General features: G+C 62.7%; 14 protein-coding genes and 2 tRNA genes. All 16 read right to left on the bottom strand.

The genetic code is table 11. The features are described from left to right. Positions 1-21 precede the first annotated feature (21 nt). Positions 22-1,287 (bottom strand): Hsp70 family protein, encoded by a 1,266-nt coding sequence (locus tag ABD866_RS10035; RefSeq protein ID WP_345064096.1) that lies wholly within the window; start codon positions 1,285-1,287, stop codon positions 22-24. Positions 1,288-1,559: 272 nt separating this feature from the next. Next, positions 1,560-1,635: transfer RNA gene (locus ABD866_RS10030), tRNA-Phe, on the bottom strand. A 48-nt stretch (positions 1,636-1,683) separates the two neighbouring features. Next, on the bottom strand, positions 1,684-2,355 hold the full coding sequence (locus tag ABD866_RS10025) for a response regulator (RefSeq protein WP_345064094.1): 672 nt from the start codon (positions 2,353-2,355) through the stop codon (positions 1,684-1,686). Between the two features lie 35 nt (positions 2,356-2,390). Further along, positions 2,391-4,664, bottom strand: coding sequence for a sensor histidine kinase (locus tag ABD866_RS10020; RefSeq protein ID WP_345064091.1), 2,274 nt, complete (start codon positions 4,662-4,664; stop codon positions 2,391-2,393). Next, entirely contained in the window at positions 4,664-5,224 is a 561-nt protein-coding gene (locus tag ABD866_RS10015) for a DUF4390 domain-containing protein (RefSeq protein WP_425549578.1), read from the bottom strand. Before ABD866_RS10015 ends, ABD866_RS10020 begins: the two co-directional genes overlap by 1 nt. 43 nt (positions 5,225-5,267) lie before the next feature. Further along, positions 5,268-6,659, bottom strand: coding sequence for a 16S rRNA (cytosine(967)-C(5))-methyltransferase RsmB (gene rsmB, locus ABD866_RS10010; RefSeq protein WP_345064088.1), 1,392 nt, complete (start codon positions 6,657-6,659; stop codon positions 5,268-5,270). Positions 6,660-6,757: 98 nt separating this feature from the next. Then, positions 6,758-10,981 (bottom strand): DNA-directed RNA polymerase subunit beta', encoded by a 4,224-nt coding sequence (rpoC, locus tag ABD866_RS10005; protein WP_345064086.1) that lies wholly within the window; start codon positions 10,979-10,981, stop codon positions 6,758-6,760. A 20-nt stretch (positions 10,982-11,001) separates the two neighbouring features. After that, positions 11,002-15,114 (bottom strand): DNA-directed RNA polymerase subunit beta, encoded by a 4,113-nt coding sequence (gene rpoB / locus ABD866_RS10000; RefSeq protein ID WP_345064083.1) that lies wholly within the window; start codon positions 15,112-15,114, stop codon positions 11,002-11,004. A gap of 258 nt (positions 15,115-15,372) precedes the next feature. Beyond that, entirely contained in the window at positions 15,373-15,753 is a 381-nt protein-coding gene (gene rplL, locus ABD866_RS09995) for a 50S ribosomal protein L7/L12 (protein ID WP_345064080.1), read from the bottom strand. Positions 15,754-15,801: 48 nt separating this feature from the next. Continuing rightward, positions 15,802-16,308, bottom strand: a complete 507-nt coding sequence (rplJ, locus tag ABD866_RS09990) for a 50S ribosomal protein L10 (RefSeq protein ID WP_345064078.1) — start codon at positions 16,306-16,308, stop codon at positions 15,802-15,804. A 226-nt stretch (positions 16,309-16,534) separates the two neighbouring features. Further along, a complete protein-coding gene (gene rplA, locus ABD866_RS09985; RefSeq protein WP_345064075.1) occupies positions 16,535-17,230 on the bottom strand; it encodes a 50S ribosomal protein L1 in 696 nt (231 codons plus the stop codon). Next, positions 17,231-17,662, bottom strand: coding sequence for a 50S ribosomal protein L11 (gene rplK, locus ABD866_RS09980; RefSeq protein WP_345064072.1), 432 nt, complete (start codon positions 17,660-17,662; stop codon positions 17,231-17,233). Between the two features lie 97 nt (positions 17,663-17,759). After that, positions 17,760-18,353 (bottom strand): transcription termination/antitermination protein NusG, encoded by a 594-nt coding sequence (gene nusG, locus ABD866_RS09975; RefSeq protein ID WP_345064070.1) that lies wholly within the window; start codon positions 18,351-18,353, stop codon positions 17,760-17,762. Beyond that, on the bottom strand, positions 18,353-18,736 hold the full coding sequence (gene secE, locus ABD866_RS09970) for a preprotein translocase subunit SecE (protein WP_345064067.1): 384 nt from the start codon (positions 18,734-18,736) through the stop codon (positions 18,353-18,355). Before secE ends, nusG begins: the two co-directional genes overlap by 1 nt. A gap of 90 nt (positions 18,737-18,826) precedes the next feature. Continuing rightward, a tRNA-Trp gene (locus ABD866_RS09965) sits at positions 18,827-18,902 on the bottom strand. Between the two features lie 12 nt (positions 18,903-18,914). Further along, entirely contained in the window at positions 18,915-20,105 is a 1,191-nt protein-coding gene (tuf, locus tag ABD866_RS09960; protein ID WP_345064064.1) for an elongation factor Tu, read from the bottom strand. Between the last annotated feature and the right edge of the window lie 135 nt (positions 20,106-20,240).

Below are 20,240 nucleotides of genomic sequence, written 5' to 3'. Positions count from 1 at the left end.
TGGGCCGCAACCCGGACGGCGTCAGGCCACCGGGGCCGGGGTGAGCGCCAGCCCGCTGGCCACGCCGCCCAGCAGGTCGCCTTCGACCAGCGGCACCGGCGCAAACGCGGCGGCCAGCGCCGTGCGCAGGGGGCGCAGCGCCGACGACCCGCCCGTGAGGTACAGCGCATCGAGCTGCTGGGGCGCAAGGCCCGCGCGGCGCACGCAGTCGAGCGCGCAGGCCACCACCGGGGCCAGGGGTTCGCGCAGGTACTCGGCCATGGCCTCTGGCGTGAGTTCGGCCTGCAGACCGCGCTCCATGCAATCCAGGGCCAGCGTATGGGCAGCCCCGGTCTGCGACACGGCGATCTTGGTTTGCTCGACCAGATCGGCCAGCCGGTGGCCGTCGCGCTGCTCGAGCACGCGCATGAGGCGCGCATGCAAGTGTGCGTCGGTGTAGTCGGTGCGCAGCGCCTGGGCTTCGCGCAGCGCACGCGCGCTGTAGCACCACGGGATCAGGTGCCAGGTGGCGAGGTCGAAGAACACGCGGCTCGGCACCTCGCGCCCCTGCGGGCCGACATGGCGCAGGCCCAGCAGCGACATCACGGCCTGCAGGCTCAGGCGGCGGTCGAGGTCCGTGCCGCCCAGGTGCACACCGGCCGTGGCCAGCACATCCCCGCGGCGGTCTGCCTGGGCGTGGCGGCCCGGCCCGAGGCGCACCACGCTGAAGTCGGAGGTGCCGCCGCCGATGTCCACCACCAGCACGAGGCTGTCGCGCGCCAGCGTGCGCTCGTGGTCCAGCCCGGCGGCAATCGGCTCAGGCTGGAATTGCACCTGCGCAAAACCGGCGCGCGCAGCGGCTTCGCGCAGCGCGTCCTCGGCCTGCCGGTCGCGCGCCGGATCGTCGTCCACAAAATGCACCGGGCGGCCCAATACCACCCGGCCCGGCAGGCCGCCCAGCGCATCGCGCGCATGGCCGGCCAGCATCTGCAGGTAGCGCGTGATCACCTCGTGGTAGCGGATGGAACCGTCGTAGATGGCGGTCTGCTCCTGGAGCAGGGCGCTACCCAGCAGGCTCTTGAGCGAGCGCATCAAGCGCCCTTCAGTGCCCGCGAGGTACTGCGCCATGGCGTCACGGCCATAGTGCGTGCAGCGATCTTCGGCATTGAAAAACAGGGCGGTGGGCATGGTGCGTGCCCCGCCTTCGAGCGGCAACAGGCGCACGCTCTCGCCAGGCACTGCCACCGACACCGCCGAGTTGGAGGTACCGAAGTCAATGCCCAGCACGGTCTTGGAAAGAGTAGACATAGCCATCATTCAAAGCATGGCGGCGGCGGCCTCACGTGGCCCGACTCGGCACGGCTGCGACATCCCGGACAGGACCTGCCGCATGAGCCGCCTCGGCGGACGCGGACACCCTGCCGACGCCACATGCGTCACAGCCCGCGGGGTGCAGGGTGCGGGGTGCCGCTGCGCGCGAGCGCAGGGAACCAGCAAGGCAGCGCCCTTCGACACCCGCCTCGCCAACCGGCAGCGCCCAAAACAAAAACGCCCAGTCGGTGAAGACTGGGCGTTGAATCTGGTGGCCTGGGGCGGAATCGAACCACCGACACGCGGATTTTCAATCCGCTGCTCTACCAACTGAGCTACCGGGCCAGAGAGATATAAATTATAGCCTACTTTCGGACGCTTTCTGCAAAAAGCTCAGTTTCTCTTGCTGCGACCGAGTTCGACGCCAAGTTGCCGCAGCTTGCGATAGAGATGGGTACGCTCCAGCCCGGTCTTTTCCGCCACTCGCGTCATCGAACCACCTTCGCGCGCCAGATGGAACTCGAAGTACGCCTTCTCGAATCCATCGCGCGCCTCGCGCAAAGGGCGATCCAGATCGAAGCCCTGATGGGCCAGCGGCCCCGGATCAGAGACTGGCATGGCTGCAGGCGCCAACGCCCCCGCCACCACCTCGGCCGGAGCAGCAGGCGCAGCCGACTGACCAGAGGTCGCGCCGCTGCCCGAAGGTCGGGCCAGCGCTTGCTCTACCGCCTTGAGCAGCTTCTGCAAAGTGATCGGCTTTTCGAGAAACGAAAACGCCCCGATGCGCGTGGCCTCGACGGCGGTATCGATGGTGGCATGGCCACTCATCATGATGACCGGCATGGACAGGGTGCCCGCCATGGCCCATTCCTTGAGCAGCGAGACGCCGTCGGTATCGGGCATCCAGATGTCGAGCAGCACCAGGTCGTAGGCATTGCCAGAACGGGCCACCCGTGCCTGGTTTGCATTTTCCGCGAGGTCCACGCTGTGACCTTCGTCGTTCAGGATCTCTGACAACAGGTCTCGGATCCCGAGTTCGTCGTCCACCACCAGAATGTTTGCCATGGTTTGTAGCGTCTTGGTACTGCGATGCGCTGTTGTTATGACGCCACCGCGATGTCAGGGGCGAATGATAGCGATACTTGCGCGCCGCGCACGACCCCCTGTTCCGTGCGGTTCGACAGGTCGATGCGCGCGCCGTGCTCGTCTGCGATTTTTTTGACCACCGCCAACCCGAGCCCGGTGCCTCGCACCTTGGTGGTGACGTACGGCTCAAACGCACGTTGCAAGATGTGGGCCGGGAAGCCGCCGCCGTGGTCCACCACAGACAGGCGCACGCGCCGCGAGGTCTCGCTCCAGCGCGTGACGATGCGCACTGGCGCAGGCGCCACCCCGGTGCTGGCCGCGTGTTGCTCGGTGGCGTCCTGCGCGTTCTGCAGCAGGTTGTGCACCACCTGCCGCAGCTGCTGGGCATCGCCCGCGATGCGCGGGCAGCGCGGATCCAGTTCGACCTCCACCGGCACACGGGCGTTTTCGGGGGCATACAGCGCCAGCACATCCGACACCAGCGCATTGAGATCGAGCGGCGCCAGATCCGCCGACGGCAGGCGGGCGTAGTCCCTGAACTCGTTGACCAGGCGCTTCATCGCATCCACCTGATCGACGATGGTGCGCACCGACTTGGCGAGGATGGCTTGCTCCGGGTCGGGCAGTTTGCCCGAGAGCTTCATTTCGAGCCGCTCGGCCGAGAGCTGGATCGGTGTCAGCGGATTCTTGATCTCGTGCGCCAGACGGCGCGCGACCTCGCCCCAGGCCTTTGCGCGCTGGGCCGACACGATTTCGGAGATATCGTCGAACACCAACAGCCAGGCGCCATCAGGCAGCACTGCGCCGCGCGCCACAATGCTCGTGGCGTTTTGGCCATCGCCGCCGGCAGACGGATGGATCTCGAAGGCCTGCTGCCAATGGTCGACCAAGTGTTCATCCCGCACGCCGACGAAACCTTCGAACTGCTTTCGAACAGCCTTTGCAAACTCCTCCAGGCCCGGAACGTCGGCCAGCGCCCGCCCCTCGAATGCCGCCATCGGAGCGCGCAGGATCCGCGTAGCGCCCGGGTTGGCCGACTGCACGCGGCCGTGCGCATCCAACACCACCACGCCAGCCGTCAGGTTGTCGAGAATCGTCTGCAGTTTGGCGCGGGCCCCTTCGACCTCGCGGATGCTCTGCTCCACCGTGGTCCGGGCCTCGGCCAGCTGCTGCGTCATGGAGGCGAAGGAGCGCGTGAGCCCGCCCAGCTCATCCTTGCCCTGGAGGGCGGCCTTGGGACTCAGGTTGCCCGCTGCCACCTCGCGAACCCCTTCCGCAAGCACGAGCAAAGGACGCGCTAGCTGGTTGCCCAGAAGCACCGCCAACAAAACCGCACCAAAAACGGCCAGGAACAGACTCAAGGTCAGGGTGCCGACGTACATGCGCCGCAAGCCGCCGCGCGCCAGCGCGCGCTCCTGGTACTCTCGATTCGCCTCCTGAACGGCCAGCGCATTGGCAACAAGCGCCGGCGGCAAGGGCAGCGTGGCCTGCAGATAGCGCGGCTCTACCAGCAGGCCTACTCCGGGCGTCACCACCAGCGCGAGGGTCTTGACCCGCACGCCCTGTGCCATGTCGAGCTCGCTGCTCTCGTCCAGCCCTTCGATCTGCGCGATGGCGCGCTGCTGGCGCGCATTGCGCAGCTGGCCTGGCGAGGGCCTGTCCGGACTCAGGTCGAAGCGCGACTGCCCCGCACCGGCAATTGCCTGACCATTGGCATTCCAGAGCACGACATCAGCGGCCCCCAGCTGGTCCCGTATGCGCTCCAGCACCAGACCGGCGGCCGCGTCCGGCACCCCGGCGAGTTGAACGCTCGCGGTGCGCGTCTTGTTGGCCATGTCTGTCGCCATGGACTCCAGCGACACACGGGCCAAGTTGACCCCCGCAGACAGCGCGCCTTCGACCTTGACATCAAACCAGCTTTCGATGGAACGCGTGACAAACTGGTAAGACACCACATAAATCAGCACGCCAGGCACGAGTCCAACGAGGGCAAAAATGGCCGCAAGCTTGACCAGAAGCCGACTGCCAAACCGCCCACGGCGTAGGCGCATGAGCAGCCTTACCCCGATCCAGACCAGCACTGCGAGCAAAAGCCCGGCCACGAGCACGTTGACGCCGAACAGCCACCCATAGTTGCGCTCATAGAGCGCACGGTTGTTGGTCGCAAGCGTCAAGAGAAACAGCAGGACGAGGCCAATGGCCACGGCGATCGCAGCCCCCACACCGAGCGCCCAACGGACGGCCGATGAAGTGCGGACCGGGCGGCCCGACAGCGGTGCTCGGGCCATCAACGCGCCCCTTCAGGCAAGGGCCAACGCTGGCTGCGCACGACCAGCAGGTTCCAGCCGGACTGCCCGACTGCGCCGATTTGGAAAGGCCGGGGTAGTTGCGACAGATCCAGCCGGAACCGCAGTTGCACCGTGTGGCCCTGATCGACATCCAGGGCAGTCAGGTCGGCAATCCGCCAGCGCGTGATGCGCTTCATGGCGGCCAGTGCGTCTTCCAGCTCATCGAAGTTCTGGCCCAATGCAACCCCGAGTCCCCCGGTGTTCAAAGGTTGGGGCGACAGGCTCAGCCGCCAACGCCGTGTGAGGGGTTGATAGCTCAGACGGAGGTAACGGAAGGTTTGGGCCACCTGCTTGTCCGACCAGTACCACCGGTCGCGGACCATTTCGACTTCGGCGACAAAGTACAGCGGAATGCCCTTCTCAAGGGCATCGCGTGCAAGGTCTGGCAAGTTGAACTGCAGGACAGTGCTGAGGTACAGACCGTCATCGCCACGCTCGAGCTTGAGCGCCCCCCCCTCAACCGCCCGTGCGGGTCCAGCCCACCAGGCCAGGCAGACCAGCAGCGGCAGCCACCGCAGGAAGGCCCAGGCTCTGCGCGGAGCATCAGGGCCTTTTTTCCAGCAGTGCGTAATAGAAGCCGTCGTGGTCACCGGCCTGATTGTCAGGGACAGCAGCGCCGGAGGCAGCCCCCCCGGGCAGCAAATGCCCGGGCGAAGGCAACAGCCGGGCATCGGTGTTGTGTGCAAGAAACGCCCCGATCTGAAGCGCCCCCTCAGCGCGGAACACCGAACAGGTGCAATACAACAGACGGCCTCCGGGCTTCACCAGAGGCCACAGCGCACGCAGAAGCCGGTCCTGCTCACGCGCAAGCTGGTCAATATCGCCCGGTCGGCGCAACCAGCGGATATCGGGATGACGCCGGACGATTCCCGAGGCTGTACAGGGCGCATCCAACAAAATGCCGTCGTAAGGTTGCCGGGCGTCCTCGGGCCAGCTAGCCGGATCTCCGGCGTCGGCCACCAGCACCGTAGCCTGCAATCGAAGGCGGTTCAGAGTGCTGTGAATGCGGTCGGCGCGCTCGGCATCCACCTCCAGGGCGGTCACCTGGATATCGTCGCCCCCGCATTCCAGCAGGTGCGCGGTTTTCCCCCCTGGTGCTGCGCAGGCATCCAATACCCGACACACGGTCCCCGGCACCTGCAAACCCTGTAGCAGCAACGGGGCCGCCCGTTGCGCCGCCTCATCCTGCACCGACACCCATCCATCCAGGAAATGCGGCAGGGCCCCGACGGGTACGGCACGCCGCAAGGCGATGCCCTGCGGCCCTACTGGCACGCCCTCGAGCCCCTGCTGCACGAGCAACTCCAGATACCGGTCCCGCGTGACACGCGAGCGATTGACCCGCAGGGTCAGCGGGGCCTGGCGCTGGTTGGCCTGCAGGATCATGGGCCAGGCATCGGGATGGTCGGCCTGCAAACGCTCAATCCACCAGGCCGGGTGATTCCAGCGGGCCTCCAGGCCCTCACAGGCGGCCAGGAGCGCCGTGCGATCTCGCATCCACCGTCGCAGGCAGGCGTTTACCAGCCCCGACTGCGGCCGCATGCGCGGATGGCGCTTGGCCGCCTCCACGGCCTGATCGACCAGGGTATGTGCAGGATACGGACAGGAGGCCTCGTCGCACGCCAGACCCAGCACCAGTTGTAGAAGGGCCTCCGCGGCTGGCGGCGGCTTGCGCGGGACCAGTTGGCGAGTCAAGGCCCGCGCCTGCCCGAGATGCCTGAGGGCATGAAACAACAGCGCCTGGCTGCCCGGCCTCAACGCGGCGTTCAGTCCCTCGACGGCCTGGGTGCCCGACTGCCCCGCCGCGATCGCCTGCAGCGCCTGCGCTGCCGCCGTCAGCAGTTGCCATAACGGAGCCGACAGTGACTCGCTGCGCTCGGGCCGCGCAGATGGCCCAGTTGCAGGCGGGCGCTGTGGGTTCGACGTAGAGGTCATGGAAGGATCGAGTCAGTGAATCAGCCCTGGGGGCTGGGCAAAAAAAATCCCGCGCAGCCGGCTGGGCTGCGCGGGAAGCGGCAGGCTCTAGGCGGAGCTTACTCGCCCTGGCCCTCCGCAGAGGCGCTTTCGGTCTCCGCTTCGGACAAGCCAGCCATCTCGGCGGCTTCGGCCTCCGCGATGGCTCGGCGCTCGGCCTCGTCCATGGCGTCCTTGGCCTTGCGCGCCTGGTGGTAAGCCAAGCCAGTGCCGGCGGGGATCAGGCGACCCACGATCACGTTCTCCTTCAGGCCACGCAGTTCGTCGCGCTTGCCCATGATGGCAGCCTCGGTGAGCACGCGGGTGGTTTCCTGGAAGGAAGCGGCAGAGATGAACGAATCGGTCGACAGAGAGGCCTTGGTGATCCCCAGCAGCAGGTTGCTGTAGGTCGCCGGGATCTTGCCTTCCGACTGCAGTTGCTCGTTGGTGTTGAGGATCTCCGAGCGCTCGACCTGCTCGCCTGCGATGTAGCTGGACTCGCCAGGGTTCTCGACCACCACACGGCGCAGCATCTGGCGCACGATCACTTCGATGTGCTTGTCGTTGATCTTCACACCTTGCAGGCGATAGACGTCCTGCACCTCATCCACGATGTAGCGCGACAGCTCTTCCATGCCCAGCAGGCGCAGGATGTCCTGCGGGTCGGCCGGGCCATCGACGATCAACTCGCCCTTGTTCACCACCTGGCCTTCGTGCACCAGGATGTTCTTTTCCTTGGGCACCAGTTCTTCCCACACCTTGCCATCCGGATCAGTGATCTGCAGGCGCACCTTGCCCTTGGTCTCCTTGCCGAACGACACGGTACCGGTCATCTCGGCCAGCGTGCCCTTGTCCTTAGGCGTACGGGCTTCGAAGAGTTCGGCCACACGGGGCAGACCACCGGTAATGTCGCGGGTCTTCTGACCTTCCACCGGGATACGGGCCAGCACTTCGCCGGGGCCCACATCCTGGCCGTCTCGCACCTGGATCAGCGCGCCCACTTGGAAGCCGATGGTCACCGAGTGATCAGTGCCCGGGATCTTCACTTCCTGGCCGTTGGCATCGACCAGCTTGACCTGGGGACGCACCACCTTGGCGGCGCCGCGGCGTTTCGGATCGATCACCACCAGGGTCGAAAGGCCCGTGACTTCGTCCACCTGCTTGGCCACCGTCAGGCCTTCTTCCACATTCTCGAACTTCACCTGGCCGGCGAATTCCGTGATGATGGGTCGGGTCAGCGGATCCCAGGTGGCCAGAATGGTGCCCGCCTTGATCGGCTGGTCGGCCTTGACCGTCAACGTGGCGCCGTACGGCACCTTGTGGCGCTCGCGCTCGCGACCGTGCTCGTCCTGGATGATGATTTCGCCAGAGCGCGCAATCACCACGAGTTCGCCCTTGGTGTTGCTCACGTAACGCATCGTGGCGTTGAACGAGATCAGACCGTTGGACTTCGCTTCCACGTTCGAGGCAACGGCGGCGCGTGATGCGGCACCGCCGATGTGGAACGTGCGCATCGTGAGCTGTGTGCCGGGCTCCCCGATTGACTGGGCGGCGATCACACCCACGGCTTCGCCGAGGTTGATCAGGCCGCCACGGCCCAGATCACGCCCGTAGCACTTGGCGCACAGGCCATAGCGGGTTTCGCAGGTCAGCGCCGTGCGCACACGCACTTCGTCCACCCCCGCAGCCTCCAGCACCTCGATGACGTCTTCTTCGAGCATCTGCCCGGCCTGTGCCAGCACGGCACGCGTCTCGGGATGCAGCACATCCTCGGCCGCGGTACGGCCCAGAATACGCTCGCGCAGCGACTCGATGACTTCACCGCCTTCGACAATAGCGCGCATCAGCGAGCCGTTGGCAGTGCCGCAATCCTCTTCGGTGACCACCAGGTCCTGGGTCACATCGACCAGACGGCGCGTGAGGTAGCCCGAGTTCGCGGTCTTCAGCGCCGTATCCGCCAGGCCCTTTCGGGCGCCGTGGGTGGAGATGAAGTACTGCAACACGTTCAGGCCTTCACGGAAATTGGCCGTGATGGGCGTCTCGATGATGGAGCCGTCGGGCTTGGCCATCAGGCCGCGCATGCCGGCAAGCTGACGGATCTGCGCCGCCGAGCCGCGGGCACCGGAGTCGGCCATCATGTAGATGGAGTTGAAGGACTCCTGGTCCACTTCCTTGCCGTTGCGGTCTGTCGTCTTCTGCTTGGCGAGTTGGGCCATCATGACCTTGGAGACTTCGTCGCCGGCCTTGCCCCAAATGTCCACGACCTTGTTGTAGCGTTCACCGGCCGTCACCAGGCCCGACACGTACTGCTGCTCGATCTCCTCCACCTCCTTTTCGGCACGGGTGATGATCTCGGCCTTCTGCGGTGGCACCAGCATATCGTCCACACAGATGGAGATGCCGGCGCGGGTGGCCAGGCGGAAACCGTTTTGCAGCAGCTTGTCAGCAAACACCACCGTTTCCTTCAGACCGCATTTGCGGAAGGACACGTTGATGAGCTTGGAGATTTCCTTCTTCTTGAGCGCCTTGTTGATGTTGGCAAACGGCAGCCCCTTGGGCAGGATTTCAGAGAGCAGCGCACGCCCGACGGTGGTATCCACGAGCTTGGTCTCCGGCACGAACTCGCCGGTGTCCTTATTCTTGGTCCATTCGGTCAGACGCACACTGATCTTCGCGGTCAGCTCCACCATTCCGGCATCCAGGGCACGCTGCACTTCGCCGGTGTCGGCGAAGACCATGCCTTCACCCTTCCCGTTGATACGCTCACGCGTGGCGTAGTACAGGCCCAGCACCACGTCCTGCGAAGGCACGATCGAGGGTTCGCCCGACGCCGGGAACAACACGTTGTTGGAAGCCAGCATCAGCGTGCGGGCTTCCATCTGTGCCTCGACCGACAGCGGCACGTGCACGGCCATCTGGTCGCCGTCGAAGTCGGCGTTGAATGCAGCGCAGACGAGCGGGTGCAGCTGGATCGCCTTGCCTTCGATCAGAATCGGCTCGAACGCCTGGATGCCCAAGCGGTGCAGTGTGGGCGCCCGGTTCAACATCACCGGGTGCTCCTTGATCACCTCTTCGAGGATGTCCCACACCACCGGCGTACCGGCTTCCACTTCCTTTTTCGCCGCCTTGATGGTGGTGGCGATGCCCATCGCTTCGAGGCGCGAGAAGATGAAGGGCTTGAACAACTCCAGGGCCATCAGCTTGGGCAGGCCGCACTGGTGGAGCTTGAGGGTCGGGCCCACGGTGATCACCGAGCGACCGGAATAGTCCACGCGCTTGCCGAGCAGGTTCTGACGGAAGCGGCCGCTCTTGCCCTTGATCATGTCGGCCAGGGACTTGAGCGCACGCTTGTTGGCGCCGGTCATGGCCTTGCCACGGCGGCCGTTGTCCAGCAGGCTGTCCACAGCCTCCTGCAGCATGCGCTTTTCATTGCGCGCAATGATCTCGGGCGCCTTGAGTTCCAGCAGGCGCTTGAGACGCGAGTTGCGGTTGATGACGCGACGGTACAGGTCGTTGAGATCAGAGGTCGCAAAACGGCCGCCATCCAGCGGCACGAGCGGACGCAGATCCGGCGGCAGCACGGGCAGCACGTCGAGCACCATCCACTCAGGCTTGATGCCCGACTTCTTGAAGGCTTCGAGAACCTTCAGGCGCTTGGCATTCTTCTTGACCTTGACTTCAGAGCCGGTCAGGTCGCCGCGCAGCTTCTCGATCTCGGTGTCGATGTCGATCGACTCGAGCAGATCCTTGATGCCTTCCGCACCCATCTTGGCCACGAACTCGTCACCGAATTCCTTGCGCTTCGCGTCGTAGTCATCTTCGGACATGATGCTGAACTTCTTCAGCGGGGTCATGCCCGGATCCACCACCACATACGCTTCGAAGTACAGCACACGCTCGATGTCGCGCAGCGTCATGTCGAGCACCAGGCCCAGGCGCGACGGCAGCGACTTCAGGAACCAGATGTGCGCGCAAGGCGCAGCCAGGTCGATGTGGCCCATGCGCTCGCGGCGCACCTTGGTCTGGGTCACTTCCACGCCGCACTTCTCGCAGATCACACCACGGTGCTTGAGGCGCTTGTATTTGCCACACAGGCACTCGTAGTCCTTGATCGGGCCGAAGATCTTGGCGCAGAACAGGCCATCACGCTCCGGTTTGAACGTGCGGTAGTTGATGGTCTCAGGCTTCTTGACTTCACCGAAAGACCACGAGCGGATCTTCTCGGGGGAGGCGAGACCGATGCGGATGGCGTCGAAATGCTCATCCGGCGTGAATTGCTTGAACAGGTCGAGTAGCGATTTCATGGGGCTCTTTCCCTATCAAATTAAGAACGCTCGAGCTCAATGTCGAGACCGAGGGAGCGGATTTCCTTGACGAGCACGTTGAACGACTCGGGCATCCCTGCCTCGATGGCGTGTTCGCCCTTGACGATGGACTCGTACACCTTGGTACGGCCCTGCACGTCGTCGGACTTCACCGTGAGCATTTCCTGCAGCACATACGACGCACCGTAGGCCTCCAGCGCCCACACTTCCATTTCGCCGAAACGCTGACCACCGAACTGGGCCTTGCCGCCCAGCGGCTGCTGCGTAACGAGTGAGTACGGGCCCGTGGAGCGCGCATGCATCTTGTCGTCCACCAAGTGGTGCAGCTTCAAGTAGTGCATGTAGCCGATGGTTGTCGGGCGCTCAAAACGCTCGCCCGTGCGGCCGTCGTGCAGATAGGCTTGGGTACGGCTGGGCGTCAGGCCCTTGCGCTGCGCGATGTCATCCGGGTAAGCCAGTTGCAGCATCGCCTGGATTTCCTCTTCCGAGGCACCGTCGAACACCGGCGTGGCGTAAGGAACACCCTCGGTCAGGTTGCGCGCCATGGACAGGATCTCATCGTCGGTGAGGTCGCCCAGGTTTTCCTTGCGGCCACGGGAGTTGTAGACCTGCTCAAGCAACTTGCGCATTTCGCTGGCCTTGGCTTCCTCACGCAGCATGTCGCCGATGCGCTGGCCAATGCCCTTGCCAGCCCATCCCAGATGCACTTCGAGCACCTGGCCGATGTTCATGCGCGAAGGCACACCCAGCGGGTTGAGCACAATGTCGGCCGGGGTCCCGTCCGCCATGTACGGCATGTCTTCTACCGGCACGATCTTGGAGACCACGCCCTTGTTGCCGTGACGACCCGCCATCTTGTCGCCAGGCTGGAGGCGGCGCTTGACGGCCAGGTACACCTTGACCATCTTGAGCACACCAGCGGGGAGTTCGTCGCCCTGCGTCAGTTTCTTGCGCTTTTCCTCAAACGCAAGGTCGAAGCTGTGACGGGTCTGCTCCAGCGAGTTCTTGATCGACTCGAGTTGGGCGGCCAGTTCTTCTTCGGCAGGACGGATGTCGAACCAATGGAACTTCTCGATGGAAGCCAGATAGGCCTTATCGATCTTCGTGCCCTTGGCGAGCTTCTGCGGACCACCATTGGCCACGCGGCCGACCAGCAGCTTCTCGATACGGTCAAACGCATCGGCTTCGACGATGCGCAACTGGTCGTTCAGATCGAGGCGGAAGCGCTTGAGCTCATCATCAATGATCTGCTGGGCGCGCTTGTCGCGCTGGATGCCCTCACGGGTGAACACTTGCACGTCGATGACGGTGCCCTGGCTGCCCTGATCCACGCGCAGCGAAGTGTCCTTCACGTCGGACGCCTTCTCACCGAAGATCGCACGCAGCAGTTTCTCTTCCGGCGTCAGCGTGGTCTCGCCCTTGGGCGTGACCTTGCCCACCAAGACGTCGCCGGGTTGTACCTCAGCACCCACGTAGATGATGCCCGACTCATCCAGGCGATTGAGCTGTTGCTCCGAGAGGTTCGGAATATCGCGTGTGATTTCTTCAGCGCCCAGCTTGGTGTCGCGGGCCATCACCACCAGTTCCTCGATGTGGATCGAGGTGTAGCGGTCTTCGGCCACCACACGCTCGGAGATCAGGATCGAGTCTTCGAAGTTGTAACCGTTCCAGGGCATGAACGCGATCAGCATGTTCTGACCGATCGCGATTTCACCCAGGTCGGTCGAAGCGCCGTCAGCCACCACGTCGCCCTTGGTCAGTCGGTCGCCCTTCTTCACGATGGGGCGCTGGTGGATGTTCGTGTTCTGGTTGGAGCGCTGGTACTTGATCAGGTTGTAGATATCAACGCCGACTTCGCCTGCGACAGCCTCGTCGTCGTTGACACGCACCACGATGCGGGTGGCATCGACATAGTCGACGATACCGCCACGCTTGGCGGTCACCACCGTGCCCGAATCCACAGCGGCCACTCGCTCAATGCCAGTGCCTACCAGCGGCTTTTCCGGACGCAGGACAGGCACCGCCTGGCGCGACATGTTGGCGCCCATCAGCGCGCGGTTGGCATCGTCGTGCTCCAGGAAAGGCACGAGAGACGCGGCCACCGATACGATCTGCGCCGGAGACACGTCCATGTACTGCACGCGGTCTGCGCCGCACAGGATGGATTCACCCTTTTCACGCGCCGACACCAGTTCGCCCGTGAGGCGCCCTTCTGCGTCCAGCGTAGCGTTGGCCTGCGCGATGACGTATTTGCCTTCTTCAATGGCCGACAGATAGTCGATCTGATCGGTCACTTTTCCGTCGATCACGCGGCGGTAGGGCGTTTCGATGAAGCCGTACTCGTTCAGGCGCGCGTACAAGGCCAGCGAGTTGATCAGGCCAATGTTCGGACCTTCCGGGGTTTCAATCGGGCATACGCGGCCGTAGTGCGTCACGTGCACGTCGCGCACCTCAAAGCCTGCGCGCTCACGAGTCAGACCACCTGGGCCCAGAGCAGATACGCGGCGCTTGTGCGTGATTTCTGCCAGCGGGTTGGTCTGGTCCATGAACTGCGACAGCTGCGAAGCCCCGAAGAACTCCTTGAGCGCCGCGGAAATCGGCTTGGAGTTGATCAGGTCGTGGGGCATCAGCGGCTCTTGCTCCGCCTGGCCCAGACGCTCCTTCACAGCCTTTTCGATACGTGCCAGACCCGTACGGTACTGGTTCTCGGCCAGCTCCCCCACGCAGCGCACGCGGCGGTTGCCCAGATGATCAATATCGTCCACTTCACCGCGACCATTGCGCAGATCGACCAGGATCTTGACCACCGCCAAGATGTCCTCATTGGACAGCACCATGGGACCGGTTGGATCGTCACGCCCGATCTTGGCATTGAACTTCATACGACCAACGCGAGACAGGTCGTAGGTGTCAGGGTTGTAGAACAGCCGCTGGAACAGCGCCTGCACGGCATCCTCAGTCGGCGGCTCGCCGGGACGCATCATCCGGTAGATGGCCACACGCGCCGCGAATTCGTCCACCGTCTCGTCGATGCGAAGCGTCTGCGAGATGTAGGCACCCTGGTCCAGTTCGTTGGTGTAGATGCACTGGATATCCTGTACACCGGCACTCCGAAGCTTCTTGAGCAGCGCTTCGGTCAGTTCTTCGTTGGCCTTGGCGATGATCTCGCCAGTGTCGCCGTCGACGATGTTGCGCGCCACGACGCGCCCGGTCAGGAAATCTTCCGGCACACTGATGTGCGTGGTGCCGGATTGCTCCAGTTCACGCGTGTGACGGGCCGTCACACGCTTGTCCTTGGCGACGACCACCTTGCCACTCTTGTCGGTGATGTCAAAGCGCGCGACTTCGCCGCGCAGCCGTTCCGGGACGAATTCCAACATCGCCCCACTGTCCATCAGACGGAAGTTGTCGTTGACAAAGAAATTCGCGAGGATCGACTCAGGATTCAGACCGATGGCCTTGAGAAGAATGGTGACCGGCATCTTCCGGCGGCGGTCCACGCGGAAATAGAGGATGTCCTTCGGATCGAACTCGAAGTCCAGCCACGAGCCGCGGTACGGGATGATCCGGGCCGAAAACAAGAGCTTCCCGGAGCTGTGCGTCTTGCCCTTGTCATGTTCAAAGAACACACCAGGCGAGCGATGCAACTGGGAGACAATGACGCGCTCGGTGCCGTTGATGATGAAGGAGCCTTTGTCGGTCATCAAAGGCACCTCGCCCATGTAAACCTCCTGCTCCTTCACTTCTTTCACGACCTTGCTTTGCGGCGTGGACGATTCCCGGTCGTAGATGATGAGTTGCACCTTGGCACGCACCGCAGAGGCGAACGTCAGCCCGCGAGTCTGACACTCGCGCACGTCAAACGCGGGCTTTGCCAGGTTGTACTCAATGAACTTCATCTCCACAAAACCGTTGTGAGAGACGATAGGAAAAGCGGAGTTGAACGCCGCCTGCAGACCTTCACTGGTCCGCTTTTGGGGAGGAAGGTCAGCCTGCAGGAAAGCGGTGTAGGCATCCTTCTGCATTTGCAGGAGGTAAGGGACTTCCAGCACGCTGTCGCGGCTGCCGAAGCTCTTGCGGATTCGCTTGCGTTCGGTGTAAGAGTAGGCCATGAGATCTCCGGGCTAAGATGAGTCCTGGGTCTTCGACGACGGTCCCGCAGCGGCGGTGTGCGGGCTTGGCGGTTGGCCACTACCAACCATGGCGGACGGCGATGCGTTGCACATCGCCCGAACCAAGGCGTCTTCTGCTGTCGGGATTGTCAGAAGACACTCGAAAACCAGGAGATTGGCCTGGTTTTCGAGTGGACTCTGAAAGCGCCAAAGGCTGGAGGCCCTTGCGGAGCACTCCAGCCCTTGATAGAGACCGAATTACTTGAGTTCGGCCTTGGCGCCGGCTTCCACCAGCTTCTTGACAGCGGCTTCGGCGTCGGCCTTGGCGATGCCTTCCTTGACGTTCTTCGGTGCGCCGTCCACCAGATCCTTGGCTTCCTTGAGGCCCAGACCGGTGATTTCGCGCACGGCCTTGATGACGGCCACCTTGTTGGCACCAGCATCGGCCAGCACGACGTTGAATTCCGTCTTCTCTTCGGCTGCAGCAGCACCACCACCAGCAGCACCACCGGCAGCGGGAGCGGCCATGGCAGCAGCGCTCACGCCAAATTTCTCTTCAATGGCCTTCACCAGGTCATTGAGTTCCATGACGGTCATGCTGTCCAGAGCCGTCAGAAATGCGTCTTTATCGAATGCCATTTTGATTTCCTAACAATTGGTTGATACAGGTCGGACGAATACCCAGCTTCACGCTGCGGCAGGTTCGCCTTCGCCCTTTTTCGCCGCCAAGGCACCCAGCACCACGGCGGTGCGGGAGATCGGCGACTTGAGCAAGCCACACAGCTGGGCCAGCAGCACCTCTTTCGAGGGGATGTTGGCCAATTGCTTCACGCCGTTCACATCCAGGGCTTTACCCGCGAAGGCGCCACCACGAATGACCAGCTTGTCGTTGGTCTTCGCGAAATCGGCCACCACCTTGGCGGCGGCCACTGCGTCTTCAGAGAAGCCATAGATCAGCGGACCAGTCATCTGGTCGGCCACCACGTCAAACTGACTTCCAGCCACAGCACGGCGGGCCAGCGTGTTCTTGAGAACACTCAGGCTCACACCCTTGCTGCGAGCTTCGACGCGCAGTTTGGTCATGTCGGCCACCGTGATGCCACGGTATTCCGCGATCACGAGCGTTTGAGCTTTAGCGGCGAGGCTGGTCACTTCGTTGATGACCGCTTCTTTCTCACTGCGATTCAGACTCAAGGTCTACTCCTTCGTATGTGTCTTCCGGTTTGCACCGTTTGACACGCTCTTGTTGCAGCGACCAACTGTTGAGGATTTCATCCATCTGCAGCGGGATCGCCATCTGCGCTGGCGTTTACACATTAAGCATGGCAAGCCATGCACCAGCGGTCTTGGATGGCCCAGCCCCATATCGAGGCCGGCCCACCACTGAGGCGCCACATGGGCACCTCAAGATTCACAACGCTTACGCTGCAATGGATTGGGTATCCACGCGAACACCCAGGCCCATGGTCGAAGACACCGCCACCTTGCGCAGGTACAGGCCCTTGCTCGAAGCAGGCTTGGCCTTGTTCAACGCTTCGATCAGAGCCGACAGGTTGCCCTGCAGCTTGTCGTTCTCGAATGAGCGTCGGCCGATGGTCGAATGCACGATACCGGCCTTGTCCACACGGAACTGCACCTGACCCGCCTTTGCATTCTTGACAGCAGTAGCCACATCGGGCGTCACCGTACCGACCTTGGGGTTCGGCATCAGGCCACGGGGGCCCAGAATCTGACCCAGAGTACCCACCACGCGCATGGCGTCCGGGGCTGCGATGACCACGTCGAACGGCATGTCGCCAGCCTTCACGCGAGCGGCAAGATCGTCCATGCCAACGACGTCTGCACCGGCAGCCTTGGCTTCTTCAGCCTTTGCGCCCTGCGCGAAGACCGCCACGCGGGTCGTCTTGCCCGTACCATGGGGCAGCACCACGGCGCCACGTACCACTTGGTCCGACTTCTTGGCGTCGATACCCAGTTGCACAGCAACGTCGATCGACTCGTCGAACTTGGCCGTTGCAGCTTCCTTGACCAAGGCCAGGGCCTCGCCCAGTGCGTACAGCTTCGTGCTGTCCACCTTGCCTTGCAGGGCCTTTTGCTTCTTCGTGAGCTTTGCCATTTAGAGACCCTCCACCGTCACGCCCATCGAGCGGGCCGAGCCGGCCAACGTACGCACTGCGGCGTCCACATCGGCTGCGTTCATGTCCTTCAGCTTGGTCTTGGCGATTTCTTCCAGCTGTGCGCGGGTGATCTTGCCGACCTTGATCTTCAAAGCATTCGAAGAGCCCTTTTCCAGCTTGATCGCCTTCTTGATCAGCGTCGTAGCGGGGGGGGTCTTGATGATGAAGGTGAAGCTCTTGTCAGCAAAAGCCGTGATCACCACTGGCAGCGGCAAGCCAGGCTCCACACCTTGGGTCTGGGCGTTGAACGCCTTGCAGAACTCCATGATGTTGAGGCCGCGCTGACCCAGAGCGGGACCGATCGGGGGAGAGGGATTGGCCTTACCTGCTGGCACTTGCAGCTTGATAAAGCCGACGATCTTTTTCGCCATGCTTGACACTCCTGCCGGGTACTAGCGCCTCACAAGATGCAGGCTCCCCGGAAATCAACGGCTCTTGTGGGCACCGAGCCGAGTAAGGTGCTTTCGGTCAGGTCTTCTCGACCTGAGCGAACTCCAGCTCCACGGGCGTGGAGCGACCAAAAATCATGACCGACACACGCAGCCGGTTCTTTTCGTAGTTGACCTCTTCCACAGAGCCGTTGAAGTCCGTGAAGGGGCCTTCCTTGACACGCACCAGCTCGCCAACCATGAATTCGATCTTGTGGCGCGGCCGATCAGTCCCTTCCTGGATCTGGTTGACGATCTTTTGGACTTCTTCTTCCGAAATAGGAGCAGGTCGATTCTTAGCCCCGCCAACGAAACCCGTGACCTTGCTGGTGTGCTTCACCAAGTGCCACGTGTCGTCGTCCATGACCATTTCAACGAAGACATAGCCAGGGAAAAGGCGTCGCTCGGTCGTCTTGCGTTGACCGTTCTTCATTTCCACGACTTCTTCGGTGGGCACGAGAATGCGACCAAACTTCTGCTGCATGCCCGAGCGCGCAATTCGCTCTTGGATGTTGCGTTCGACAGCTTTTTCCATGCCCGAATAGGCATGGACGATGTACCAGCGCAAATCAGGATTCGAGGCCTGAGTCGACGCGGCGGTCACCGGATTTCCCGCTTCCAATTCAGGCGACATTACTTCCTCCAACCGAGAATCAAGTCGTACAGAACCCACTCAAGCGTCTTGTCAGTCAACCAAAGAAAGAGCGCCATCACCACGACGAATGCGAACACATACGCCGTCATCTGCATCGTCTCTTTGCGGGTCGGCCAGACGACTTTCTTGACCTCTTTCCAAGAGTCCTTTGCAAAAGCAACGAACTGCTTACCAGGCTCAGACACCAGGAACACGCCAGCCGCTACCGCAAGCCCGACAATGAGGGCTGCCCACTGCACCCAAACACCCTGCTTGGCAAGCAGATAAAAGCCCGCCACGGATGCCAGCACCAGGGCGATCACGACGGCCAGCTTGGCCTTATCGGCCCCGCTGCTAACCGTTTCAACTTGCGATGTGCTCATTGGAAGACTACTAAAGGCTGCAAACAGTTGATTCGCCAAGACACGCAAGCCCGCCAGAGGGCGGGCTTTGCTTTTTTCCACCTTTTTAGGTGGCAGGGGCAGTAGGAATCGAACCTACAACCTTCGGTTTTGGAGACCGACGCTCTGCCAATTGAGCTATACCCCTCCGTTGGATCAATTAGGCGAGGATCTTGGCCACAACGCCAGCGCCCACGGTACGGCCGCCTTCGCGGATAGCGAAGCGCAGACCTTCTTCCATGGCGATGGGGTTGATCAGCTTCACCGTGATGGACACGTTGTCGCCAGGCATCACCATTTCCTTGTCGGCCGGCAGCTCGATCGCGCCCGTCACGTCGGTCGTGCGGAAGTAGAACTGGGGACGGTAGTTGTTGAAGAAGGGGGTGTGGCGGCCGCCTTCGTCCTTTGACAGCACGTACACCTCTGCCGTGAAGTGGGTGTGCGGCTTGATGGAGCCAGGCTTGCACAGCACTTGACCGCGCTCGACTTCTTCACGCTTGGTGCCGCGCAGCAGCAGGCCGACGTTGTCGCCAGCTTGGCCTTGGTCCAGCAGCTTGCGGAACATTTCCACGCCGGTGCAGGTGGTCTTTTGCGTGTCGCGGATGCCCACGATTTCGATTTCTTCACCGACCTTGATCACGCCGCGCTCGACACGACCGGTCACCACGGTGCCGCGACCGGAGATCGAGAACACATCTTCCACGGGCATCAGGAAGGTGCCATCCACTGCGCGCTCGGGCGTGGGGATGTAGGTGTCCAGGGCTTCGGCGAGCTTCATGATGGCTTCTTCGCCGAGCTTGCCCTTGTCGCCTTCCAGGGCCATCTTGGCCGAGCCGCGGATGATGGGGGTGGCATCGCCGGGGAAGTCGTACTTGTCCAGCAGTTCACGCACTTCCATTTCGACGAGTTCGAGCAGTTCTTCGTCGTCCACCATGTCGCACTTGTTCAGGAACACGATGATGTAGGGCACGCCCACTTGGCGGGCCAGCAGGATGTGCTCGCGGGTCTGGGGCATCGGGCCGTCAGCGGCCGAGCACACCAGGATGGCGCCGTCCATCTGGGCGGCACCGGTAATCATGTTCTTGACGTAGTCGGCGTGGCCAGGGCAGTCCACGTGGGCGTAGTGGCGATTGGCCGTTTCGTATTCCACGTGGGCGGTGTTGATGGTGATGCCGCGGGCCTTTTCTTCAGGTGCTGCGTCGATTTCGTCGTACTTCTTGGCTTCGCCGCCGAACTTGCTCGACAGCACCGTGGCGATCGCCGCCGTCAGCGTCGTCTTGCCATGGTCCACGTGACCGATCGTGCCCACGTTCACGTGCGGCTTGGTACGTTCAAACTTGCCTTTTGCCATTTCAATTCTCCAGTAAAGAGCGTTCCCGTGTGCGGTTTAATGTCTGCATCCGGTTGCTGGTTCGCCCCGCACGGGAACAGGGCGGCACCGGATCGCAGACAGGAAAGAAAGACGCCCGGCCCCATGGGGGCACGG

The sequence above is a fragment of the Acidovorax lacteus genome, from assembly GCF_039540375.1.
GTDB lineage: Bacteria > Pseudomonadota > Gammaproteobacteria > Burkholderiales > Burkholderiaceae_C > Acidovorax_G > Acidovorax_G lacteus.
The sequence above is the reverse complement of the archived record's forward strand: the minus strand, read 5'-3'. Positions and strand labels throughout refer to the sequence as shown.

What these genes read in the sequence shown, in the direction of transcription:
- ABD866_RS10025 (WP_345064094.1), bottom strand. Translation starts at nt 2,355, where the DNA reads ATGGCAAACATTCTGGTGGTGGACGACGAACTCGGGATCCGAGACCTG.
- rplL (WP_345064080.1), bottom strand. Translation starts at nt 15,753, where the DNA reads ATGGCATTCGATAAAGACGCATTTCTGACGGCTCTGGACAGCATGACC.
- ABD866_RS10020 (WP_345064091.1), bottom strand. Translation starts at nt 4,664, where the DNA reads ATGGCCCGAGCACCGCTGTCGGGCCGCCCGGTCCGCACTTCATCGGCC.
- rpoB (WP_345064083.1), bottom strand. Translation starts at nt 15,114, where the DNA reads ATGGCCTACTCTTACACCGAACGCAAGCGAATCCGCAAGAGCTTCGGC.
- rplA (WP_345064075.1), bottom strand. Translation starts at nt 17,230, where the DNA reads ATGGCAAAGCTCACGAAGAAGCAAAAGGCCCTGCAAGGCAAGGTGGAC.
- rpoC (WP_345064086.1), bottom strand. Translation starts at nt 10,981, where the DNA reads ATGAAATCGCTACTCGACCTGTTCAAGCAATTCACGCCGGATGAGCAT.
- ABD866_RS10035 (WP_345064096.1), bottom strand. Translation starts at nt 1,287, where the DNA reads ATGTCTACTCTTTCCAAGACCGTGCTGGGCATTGACTTCGGTACCTCC.
- rplK (WP_345064072.1), bottom strand. Translation starts at nt 17,662, where the DNA reads ATGGCGAAAAAGATCGTCGGCTTTATCAAGCTGCAAGTGCCAGCAGGT.
- tuf (WP_345064064.1), bottom strand. Translation starts at nt 20,105, where the DNA reads ATGGCAAAAGGCAAGTTTGAACGTACCAAGCCGCACGTGAACGTGGGC.
- rsmB (WP_345064088.1), bottom strand. Translation starts at nt 6,659, where the DNA reads ATGACCTCTACGTCGAACCCACAGCGCCCGCCTGCAACTGGGCCATCT.
- nusG (WP_345064070.1), bottom strand. Translation starts at nt 18,353, where the DNA reads ATGTCGCCTGAATTGGAAGCGGGAAATCCGGTGACCGCCGCGTCGACT.
- secE (WP_345064067.1), bottom strand. Translation starts at nt 18,736, where the DNA reads ATGAGCACATCGCAAGTTGAAACGGTTAGCAGCGGGGCCGATAAGGCC.